This is a genomic window from uncultured Aureimonas sp. (assembly GCF_913775355.1).
Lineage (GTDB): Bacteria > Pseudomonadota > Alphaproteobacteria > Rhizobiales > Rhizobiaceae > Aureimonas.
On sequence record NZ_CAJYIU010000174.1, the window covers coordinates 1 to 5,192 of the forward strand.

The 5,192-nt window shown below is 68.9% G+C and carries 6 protein-coding genes; 4 read left to right on the forward strand and 2 right to left on the reverse strand.

Annotated features, from left to right (window positions below; translation table 11 throughout):
* The coding region (locus tag QZ753_RS11135; RefSeq protein ID WP_294643728.1) for a zinc-binding dehydrogenase at positions 1–978 on the forward strand (978 nt) is incomplete at its 5' end.
* A 40-nt stretch (positions 979–1,018) separates the two neighbouring features.
* Here the strand turns inward: QZ753_RS11135 and QZ753_RS11140 are convergent.
* Both QZ753_RS11140 and QZ753_RS11145 read right to left on the reverse strand, forming a co-directional pair.
* The gene (locus QZ753_RS11140; RefSeq protein ID WP_294643729.1) at positions 1,019–2,218 is read right to left on the reverse strand and encodes a lytic murein transglycosylase; all 1,200 of its coding nucleotides are present in this window, start codon (positions 2,216–2,218) and stop codon (positions 1,019–1,021) included.
* Between the two features lie 71 nt (positions 2,219–2,289).
* Entirely contained in the window at positions 2,290–3,084 is a 795-nt protein-coding gene (locus QZ753_RS11145) for a GH25 family lysozyme (protein ID WP_294643731.1), read from the reverse strand.
* Between the two features lie 198 nt (positions 3,085–3,282).
* On the opposite strand from QZ753_RS11145, the gene QZ753_RS11150 reads away from it, so the two are divergent.
* From QZ753_RS11150 to QZ753_RS11160, 3 genes are all read left to right on the forward strand, one after another.
* Positions 3,283–3,498, forward strand: a complete 216-nt coding sequence (locus QZ753_RS11150) for a hypothetical protein (RefSeq protein WP_294643733.1) — start codon at positions 3,283–3,285, stop codon at positions 3,496–3,498.
* Between the two features lie 155 nt (positions 3,499–3,653).
* Positions 3,654–4,370, forward strand: a complete 717-nt coding sequence (locus QZ753_RS11155) for a DnaJ family molecular chaperone (RefSeq protein ID WP_294643735.1) — start codon at positions 3,654–3,656, stop codon at positions 4,368–4,370.
* Positions 4,367–5,122 (forward strand): N-acetylmuramoyl-L-alanine amidase, encoded by a 756-nt coding sequence (locus QZ753_RS11160; protein WP_294643736.1) that lies wholly within the window; start codon positions 4,367–4,369, stop codon positions 5,120–5,122. The genes QZ753_RS11155 and QZ753_RS11160 overlap by 4 nt, the downstream gene beginning before the upstream one ends.
* Positions 5,123–5,192: the final 70 nt, after the last annotated feature.

The following is a 5,192-nucleotide window of genomic DNA, read 5'->3' on the forward strand; positions in this document are numbered from 1 at the left end:
ATGAAAAGCGCTGTTCACGACACGTTCGGCGATCCCGCCACCGTCCTGCATCAGGCCGACAGCCCGACGCCGGAGCCGGGCCCGGGCGAGGTGCGCATCCGCACGCTCCTGTCGCCGATCCACAACCACGATCTGTGGACCGTGCGCGGCACCTACGGCTACAAGCCGCTGCTGCCCGCGATCGGCGGCTCCGAGGCGGTCGGCACGATCGAGGCGGTGGGCGAGGGGGTGGATGCCGCGATGGTCGGCCGGCGCGTCAGCGCGGCCGGGGTTCATGGCACCTGGGCCGAAAGCTTTATCGCCAAGGCGGCGGGCGTCATGCCGGTGCCGGACGAAATTTCCGACGAGGCGGCCGCGCAGCTGATCGCCATGCCCTTCAGCGCCATCACGCTGCTGGAATCGCTCGGCGCGACCGCCGGCGACTGGATCGTCCAGAACGCCGCCAACGGCGCGGTCGGGCGGATGCTGGCCAAGCTCGCCGAGGCGCGCGGCATCCACGTCGTCAGCCTGGTGCGGCGCGACGAGGGCGTCACTGAGCTGGAGACTGCTGGCATCCGCAACGCCGTCTCGACGTCGAGCGAGGGCTGGAAGGACCGGGTGCGCGAGCTCACCGGCGGCGCGCCGATCAAGGCCGGCGTCGAATCCGTCGGCGGCAAGGCGGCGACGGACCTTGCCGACGTGATCGGCGAGAACGGTACGCTCGTCTGCTTCGGCTCGATGACCGGCGAGCCGATGCAGATCCCGTCCGGCGCGGTGATCTTCAAGCAGCTTACGGTGAAGGGCTTCTGGGGCGCCAAGGTCGGCCCAGCCGTGTCGCCGGACGACCGCAAGCGGCTGATGGGCGAACTCGTGACCCGCGTCGCCAAGGGCGAGTTGACGCTTGTGGCCGAGGAGGTCGTTCCACTTGCCGAGATCGGCCGCGCGGTCGAGGCCTCGCTCGCGCCCGGCAAGGTCGGCAAGGTGCTGGTGAAGCTCTGAAGGCAGGCGGGCGGGCCGTCATGGCCCGCCCGTTCGAGGATCAGTTGAGGGCGGCGAGGAACGGCGCCGTCGGCCAGCCGTCCGGCGCGAAGCCGCGCTTGCCCTGCTCTGTGGCCACCGCCGCGCGCGTGTTGGCGCCGAGGATGCCGTCCACCTTGCCGACGTCGTAGCCGAGCGCGGCGAGCTTGTTCTGCAGCACCTTCATCTGCTCGCCGTCAAGGCCGGGCTGCGGATTGCCCATGTCGACCACCGGCTCGCCGGCCAGCCGCGTGCCGAAATAGGCGGCGGTGAGCGAGTAGGTCAGCGAGTTGTTCCATTGGAGGTAGATGTCGAAGTTCGGGAAGGCGAGGAAGGCCGGCCCGCCCTTGCCCTGCGGCAGGATGATCGAGGCCGGCACGTCGTCGCGCTCCAGCGGCCTGCCGTCGGACTTTGTGACGCCGAGTTCGGCGAACGCGCGGCGCGGCTCCTTGTTGACGAGGGCGGCGCGGTCGAACGGGAAGTCGGCCGGCACGCGGATCGCCTCCAGCCACGGCTGGCCGCGCTGCCAGCCCATCGACTGGATGAACTTGCCCGTCGTCATCAGGACGTCCGGCACGTCGGTCAGGAGGTTGACCTGGCCGTTGCCGTCCTGGTCGGTGCCGAAGGCGATATAGTCCTCGGGCAGCATCTGCGTCTGGCCGAGTTCGCCCGCCCAGGCGCCGCGCATCTGGTCGGGGCGCAAGTAGCCCTTGTCGACGAGCTCGATCGCCGAGATCAGGTGCGGGTGGAAGATTTCCGGTCGGCGGCAGTCGTGCGCGAGGGTCGCAAGCGCCGATAAGGTGTTGAAGTCGCCGAGGACGGCCCCGAAATCGGTCTCGAGGCCCCAGAAGCTCGCGATCACCGGACCGGGCACGCCGGTCGCGGCCTCCACCTCACTGAAGGTCGAGGCGTATTTCTTCAGCTGCGCCAGCCCGCGGGCCAGTCGGTCCTTATTGACCATGCGGCCCTGGAAGCGGCTCCATTCCTGCTGGAACACGGCCTGGCCGCGGTCGCGCGAGAGCACCTTCTCGTCCTGGCGCACGTTGGCGAGCGCCCGATCGACGCCGGCTGGCGACAGGCCCTTGGCCAGCGCCTCGGCCCTCACGCCGTCCATGAACTGGTTCCAGTTGCCGCCGCACTGGGCGCCCTGCGCGGCCGCACCAGAAACGCCCGCGACGAGGAGGGTCGAGGCAAGCGCCAGCGATGTGAAGGAAGGGGCCATTGCGGTTCGGTTGCTCCTGAGCGGTTCGGATCTGCCGCCTTTGACGGGCCAAATGGGGCGGTTTGAGGAAGTCAGGCGGCCGGGCGATGCGCCCGCAGCCAGGTCTCCCAGTCGGCCTTGGTGCCGGAGAAGGCGTTGCGGTCCACCTCTCCGGAGACGCCCGGCACCGTGCCGGTCGCGGTCCACTGCCAGAACCGCCAGTCCTCGCGGCCGGCATAGTTGACGCTCGGGTGATCCTTCACGCCGCGCAGCCAGAACTGATGGTTCGGGAACGTGCCGACGAGGCGGTCGCGGTGGATGTCGATCGGCGCGTAGATGATCGGGCGCACGCCGTAGTGCTTCTCGAGCGTGTCCATGAAGGCGGTCATCTCGCGCACCATCTCCTCGCGCGGCGGGCGGCGGGTGCAGGTCGGCGAGTCCGGCGTCCATTCGACGTCGAGGACCGGGGGGAGGGCGGCCGGGTCGCGCGGCACGTTCTCGATGAACCACCGGGCCTGCTCGACGCCGGGCCGGCACCAGTAGAAGAAGTGATAGGCACCGCGCGGCACGCCGGCTGCGCCCGCCGCGTCCCAGTTGCGGCGGAAGGCGGAATCCACGCGGTCGCCGCCTTCCGTCGACTTGATGTAGGCGAAGGCGACGCCACCCGCGCGCACCGTTTCCCAGGCGATCTTGCCCTGGTACTTCGACACGTCGATGCCATGGACGGGATAGTGGTTCGGCTGCGTTCCGGCGACGCCGGTCAGCCCGAGGTCGGCGGGATCGAGCGAGGCGCTCCGGCATCCCGCGACGGCAAGCGCCGCCCCGACGACGAGGAGGACGCGCGAGCCGAAGGCGGCCCGCGACAGGAGGCGTTGTATCGCGCGCATGCGTCTTCCCGTTGGCGTCAAGGCGGCCGGAGCCCGCCGGGACCTTCCCGTCGGAGCCTTGCGCCAGCCTGTCACGGACCGAGGCGTCCAGCCTGACGCAAGGCATGTTTCAACGAGACTCACGGCGTGAACTGATGAAATTGAACCCATTTCCAATCCGGTCGTTGTGGGGAGAATAAAACCCAACGGAGACGATCCATGCGTTCCCTGACCCTCGCCATCGGCGCCCTCTCCATGCTTGCGCTCGGCGCGTGCTCGGACAACAAGAGCTCGTCCACCACCACCCCGGCCGCGACGACCACGACGACGACGCCCGCGACGGGAACGACGACGACGACGCCCGCCACCGGCAGCTCGATGGCGCCCGCGACGACGCCCGCGACCGGCACCACGGGCACCACGACCACGCAGTAATCCGCCGATCCCCGCAGGATCGACAGGGCCCGCGCCGCGATGCGCGGGCCTTTTCGTTGGCCCGCCCGGCGGGCGGGCCCAAGACCTTTGAGCCGCCCGCCGCGATCGGATAGAACGACGGGGACTCGCCCAACCGGCGGCAGGACCCGGCTCTCATGTCCATCTTCTCGACGCTCGCCCAGCTTTTTCGTGATCTCGCCGCCACCGGCGCGGAGGCCATCGAAGCCATCGTCGAGCGTGTGCGCACCGCCTATGCCGGGGATCGCGACACGCGCCGGCGCGTCGCGTTCTCGGTCGCGATGATCGCCCTGTCGGCCAAGATGGCGAAGGCCGATGGCGTCGTCACCCAGCGGGAGATTCGGGCCTTCCAGGAGATCTTCAAGATCCCGCCCGAGGAGGTCGGCAATGTCTTCCGGCTCTACGATCTCGCGCGGCGGGACACGGCCGGCTTCGAAATCTATGCCGCCAAGATGCGGGGGCTTTGCGACGGCGGGCCGGGCAACTGCGCGCTGCTCGGCGACGTCCTCGATGGTCTCTTTCACATCGCGGGCGCCGACGACACCATCCACGAGCGCGAGCTGGAGTTCCTAGCGCGGGTCGCCGAGATCTTCGGGATGACCGAGGACGAGTTCGAGCGTGTCAGGGCGCGGCACGTCCAGTCCGGGCCGGAAGGGGCGTTCGCGGTTCTGGGCGTGCGGCCGACCGACCCGCCCGAGGTGATCCGGCGGCGCTATCTCGAGCTCGTCAAGGAGAACCATCCGGATCGGCTGGCCGCGCGCGGGGTTCCGGAGGAGTTCATGGCAATAGCCACCGAGCGGATGAAGGCGATCAACGCGGCATGGTCGCTCGTGGGCCGGGTCGCGATGACATGACGCCGGACAGCACGCTGGTCGATCACGTCGTCCCGTCGCCCCATCACGACGCACGGCGCAACGGCGCGTCGCCTGACATTCTCCTCCTGCATTATACCGGCATGGTCAGCGGCGAGGCGGCGCTGCGCCGTCTGTCCGGCGCGGAGGGCGAGGTGTCCTCGCACTATCTCGTCGAGGAGGACGGGCGCGTCTTCCAGCTGGTGCCGGAGAGCCGGCGCGCGTGGCACGCCGGCGTGTCGTGGTGGCGCGGCCGCGACGACGTCAACTCGCGGTCGATCGGCATCGAGATCGTGAACCCCGGCCACGAACACGGCTACCGCGCCTTCCCTCCCGCGCAGGTGGCGGCAGTGATCGAATTGTGTCGCGATTGCGTCGCGCGCTGGTCCATAGCGCCACAAAGTGTCCTCGCACACTCCGACGTTGCCCCCACACGCAAGGAGGATCCGGGCGAACTCTTCCCGTGGGATCAACTTTTCGCGGCCGGGGTTGGCCACTGGACCGAGCCCGCTAGAGCGACCGGCGGCCGCTTCCTGGCGATGGGCGACAGCGGGCAGCCTGTCGAGGCCTATCAGGGGCTGCTTGCGGCTTACGGATATTTTCAGAAAATCAGCGGAACCTTCGACGAGGCAACGCGTTTCAACACGTTTGCCTTTCAGCGGCACTTCCGGCCGCGCCGCGTGGACGGTATCGCCGACATGGGGACGATCACGACCCTTCACCGTCTCCTGACGAGCCTGCCGTCGATCCTCTAGAGAATGTATGGCCGGCTTACGTTCGTCTCGAATTGTTTCAGGCTGAAATGTTCCGTGATCGCCGCGACAC

Bases quoted from the DNA above. Each gene is read 5' to 3' on its own strand.
- QZ753_RS11150 (WP_294643733.1), top strand. From the start codon at position 3,283: ATGCGTTCCCTGACCCTCGCCATCGGCGCCCTCTCCATGCTTGCGCTC.
- QZ753_RS11145 (WP_294643731.1), bottom strand. From the start codon at position 3,084: ATGCGCGCGATACAACGCCTCCTGTCGCGGGCCGCCTTCGGCTCGCGC.
- QZ753_RS11155 (WP_294643735.1), top strand. From the start codon at position 3,654: ATGTCCATCTTCTCGACGCTCGCCCAGCTTTTTCGTGATCTCGCCGCC.
- QZ753_RS11160 (WP_294643736.1), top strand. From the start codon at position 4,367: ATGACGCCGGACAGCACGCTGGTCGATCACGTCGTCCCGTCGCCCCAT.
- QZ753_RS11140 (WP_294643729.1), bottom strand. From the start codon at position 2,218: ATGGCCCCTTCCTTCACATCGCTGGCGCTTGCCTCGACCCTCCTCGTC.